Annotated in this window: 3 protein-coding genes; all 3 read right to left on the reverse strand. The window is 71.1% G+C overall.

Going from position 1 to position 2,913, the window contains the following annotated elements; genetic code table 11:
* On the reverse strand, positions 1 to 1,292 hold a 1,292-nt coding region (locus Q0588_RS12675), incomplete at its 3' end, for an acyl-CoA carboxylase subunit beta (RefSeq protein WP_298746679.1).
* 93 nt (positions 1,293 to 1,385) lie between these two features.
* Positions 1,386 to 2,147, reverse strand: a complete 762-nt coding sequence (locus Q0588_RS12680; RefSeq protein WP_298746682.1) for an ATP12 family protein — start codon at positions 2,145 to 2,147, stop codon at positions 1,386 to 1,388.
* Positions 2,144 to 2,833, reverse strand: coding sequence for an HAD-IA family hydrolase (locus tag Q0588_RS12685; protein WP_298746685.1), 690 nt, complete (start codon positions 2,831 to 2,833; stop codon positions 2,144 to 2,146). The genes Q0588_RS12680 and Q0588_RS12685 overlap by 4 nt, the downstream gene beginning before the upstream one ends.
* Positions 2,834 to 2,913 lie beyond the last annotated feature (80 nt).

Below are 2,913 nucleotides of genomic sequence, written 5' to 3' on the forward strand. Positions count from 1 at the left end.
CCCATGACGGCGATCTCGGCCGAGGGCCAGGCGTAGTTGACGTCGCCGCGCAGGTGTTTGGAGCTCATCACGTCATAGGCGCCGCCATAGGCCTTGCGGGTGATGACGGTCAGCTTGGGCACGGTGGCCTCGGCATAGGCGAACAAGAGCTTGGCCCCGTGCTTGATCAGGCCGCCGTACTCCTGACGGGTGCCGGGCATGAAGCCGGGCACGTCGACGAAGGTCACCAGGGCGATGTCGAAGGCGTCGCAGAAACGCACGAAACGGGCGGCCTTGCGGCTGGAGTCGATGTCCAGCACCCCGGCCAGGACCTGGGGCTGGTTGGCGACGAGGCCGACGGTCTGGCCGTCGAGGCGGCCGAAGCCGGTGACGATGTTCCTGGCGAAGTCGGGGCCGATCTCGAAGAATTCCGCCTCGTCGACGACCTTGAGGATCAGCTCCTTGATGTCATAGGGCTGGTTCGGATTGGCCGGGACCAGGGTGTCCAGGCTGGCCTCGTCGCGCTCGGGGTCGTCGTAGGAGTCGCGGACCGGGGGCTTGTCGCGGTTGGACAGGGGCAAAAAGCCGATCAGGCGGCGGACCTCGGCCAGGGCCTCCAGGTCGTTGTCGAAGGCGCCGTCGGCGACGCCCGACCTGGCGGCGTGGACGCGGGCGCCGCCCAGGTCCTCGTGGCTGACCACCTCATTGGTGACGGTCCTGACCACGTCGGGGCCGGTCACATACATATAGCTGGTGTCCTTCACCATGAAGATGAAGTCGGTGATGGCCGGGGAATAGACGTCGCCGCCGGCGCAGGGGCCCATGATGACGCTGATCTGGGGGATGACGCCACTGGACAGGGTGTTCTGCAGGAAGATGTCGGCATAGCCGGCCAGGCTCTCGACCCCTTCCTGGATGCGGGCCCCGCCGGCGTCGAACAGGCCGATGATCGGGGCGCCGTTGGTCAGGGCCATCTTCTGGAGCTTGACGATCTTGGCCGCGTGGGCGCCCGACAGCGAGCCGCCGAAGACGGTGAAATCCTTGGAGAAGACATAGACCAGACGGCCGCCGATGGCGCCGCGGCCGGTGACCACGCCGTCGCCGGGGATGCGCTGGGATTCCATGCCGAAGTCGTGCGAGCGGTGCTCGACGAACATGTCGGTCTCCTCGAACGAGCCCTCGTCCAGCAGCACCTCGATGCGTTCGCGCGCGGTCAGCTTGCCCTTGGCGTGCTGGGCGGCGATGCGCGCCTCGCCGCCGCCGAGACGGGCCGCCGCGCGGCGGGCTTCGAGCTGTTCGAGGATGGTGTTCATGCGGCGTCTCCTTGAGCGCGAGGCTTAAGGAGGGCCGGAGGCGGAGGCAAGCGCCCCCTCCGCCGCCGTTCCGGCGATCCCCCGGGGAGGTCGCTAGCCCAGGGCCCGGAACCACCGCTCCAGCAGCGCCGCCTCGGCCCGCCGGGCGGCGGTGCGTTCGGCGGCCTCGGCGTCGACGCCCCACCGGCCTTCCTGGAAGGCCTCGTCGAGGCGGCTGAGCTCGAAGGCGGCCTCGCCCGACAGCACGCCGCGCTGCACCGCGAAGGCCAGCACGGCCGAGCCCAGCAGGGGCGTGGCCATGGCCAGGCCGGTCAGGGCGAAGTCGTCGAGGCGCAGGGCCAGCTCGCGCGCGCGGGCCACCGCGGCCGGGTCCTGGGCGCGGTGGAGGATCCCCTCGACCGGCTCGAGGTGGACGCCCAGCTCCAGCGCCGCCCAGTCGCGCCACGGCGTCCATTCGCGGGCCTGTTCGACGGCCAGGGCGGTCGGATGGTCGGCGGGGTAGCAGACGAGGTCCGAGCCGGCGAAGGCGGCGATCTCGTCGGCGACCGCGTCGCGCGCCTGGCCGACGCGGTCGATGGCGGTCGAGGCCAGGCGGGTGGCGGGCATGGTCGCGGGATCGATGAACTCGCCCTGGGCGGCCCATTCGTCGGCGACGAGACGGGCGGCGGCTTCGGTCGGCAGGGTCAGGGGGGCGTGGGCCGGCGTCTTCGGCGTGCGGCCGTCGAGGGTGACGCTCCAGCCGCCCTCGCCTGCCGCCACCTCCACGGCCTTCCAGAAGCGCTTGAGGCGCTCCTCGGACTCGCGGAAGCCCTTGCGGGCGGCGACATTGGGGTCGAGGGGCGGAATGCGGCTCATGCGGAGGCTCGGGCGGCGCCGGTCATATCGGCGAAACCGTCGAGCACGACGGCCAGTTCGGAAAAGCCTCCGGCCACATGGCGGGCCCCGGCGGCGACCTGTTCCTCGGCGGTGTGGAAGCCCCAGGCCACGCCCAGCGGCAGGACGCCGGCGTTGATCGCCATCCTGACATCATGTGACGTGTCGCCGATCATCACGGTGCGGGCCGGGTCGCTGTCGCAGGCGGCCATGGCGGCTTGGAGCATGGCCGGATCGGGCTTGCCCGGCCCGTCCTCGGCGCAGTGCGACGACAGGAACAGGTCGGCCCAGCCCTCGCGGGCGAGGTTGCGGGCGACGCCGCGGCGGTTCTGGCCCGTCGCCAGGGCCAGCCGCCAGCCGTCGCGGTGCAGGCGGCGCACGGTCTCCATGGCGCCGGGATAGAGCGGCTCATGAAAGTCGGGATCGCTGTGCCTGCGCTGGAAGACGGCTTTGAAGGCCTCGACGAAGCGGACGAGGTCGATGTCGCTCAGATGCGGCTCGAGCTCACGCAGGGCCACCGGCAGGGACAGGCCGACGATCCTGCGGACGCGATCGTATTCGGGCTCGGGCAGGCCGAGCGCCCGCGACGCCTCGGTCGCGGCCTCGAAGATCGAGGCGCGGCTGTCGACCAGGGTGCCGTCGATGTCGAAGACTGCGAGGGGTCTCATGGACCGGGCGATCTCCTGCTTGGTGCGTCGTCGGTGCGAGGATGCGGGCGCCGGCGACGGAAATCCCGCGGACCCCCGTT

The organism is uncultured Brevundimonas sp., assembly GCF_937870815.1.
Classification (GTDB): Bacteria; Pseudomonadota; Alphaproteobacteria; order Caulobacterales; family Caulobacteraceae; genus Brevundimonas.

Coding starts and splice junctions, on each gene's coding strand:
- Q0588_RS12680 (WP_298746682.1), bottom strand. CDS start 2,147: ATGAGCCGCATTCCGCCCCTCGACCCCAATGTCGCCGCCCGCAAGGGC.
- Q0588_RS12685 (WP_298746685.1), bottom strand. CDS start 2,833: ATGAGACCCCTCGCAGTCTTCGACATCGACGGCACCCTGGTCGACAGC.